We start from the raw sequence: 377 nt of genomic DNA, 5'->3' as shown, positions 1-377 counted from the left end.
CGCGCCGCGCCCGGTCGGCAGCTTCGGGCGCCGCGTGGCCGGTTCGTGAGCGAGGGAGACGCAACCATGGGCACGCCTGAAACCAAGCCATTTGCCTCGCTCACCGGATCGCTGCTGGCGCGCAAGGGCGCCGCGCGCCCGGCGATGCGCAGCCATGTCTCGCTCGATTGGGCCGGCATCGAACCCGACGCGGCCATCGTGCCTGACGCCGAGCCCGCGCTGCCATTGGCCGAAGTCGTCGCCCTGGAAGAGGCCGGCGAGGATGACAGCCGCCCCGAAGTGCTGCGCCAGATCGCCCAGCTTTCGGCGGTGCTTGACCGCAAGGTGGCGGCCAACCGCCGCGCCGCGCTCGATGTGGAACAATTGCCCGGCAAGAA

1 pseudogene is annotated in these 377 nt (G+C 71.1%); it reads left to right on the top strand.

The window, feature by feature from the left end:
* Positions 1–66: 66 nt before the first annotated feature.
* Positions 67–377: pseudogene (locus H926_RS28480) on the top strand (hypothetical protein); the annotation flags it as partial.

Source organism: Novosphingobium sp. B-7 (genome assembly GCF_000410615.1).
In the GTDB taxonomy this organism is placed as follows: domain Bacteria; phylum Pseudomonadota; class Alphaproteobacteria; order Sphingomonadales; family Sphingomonadaceae; genus Novosphingobium; species Novosphingobium capsulatum.
This window is presented reverse-complemented; position numbering and strand designations above follow the sequence as displayed.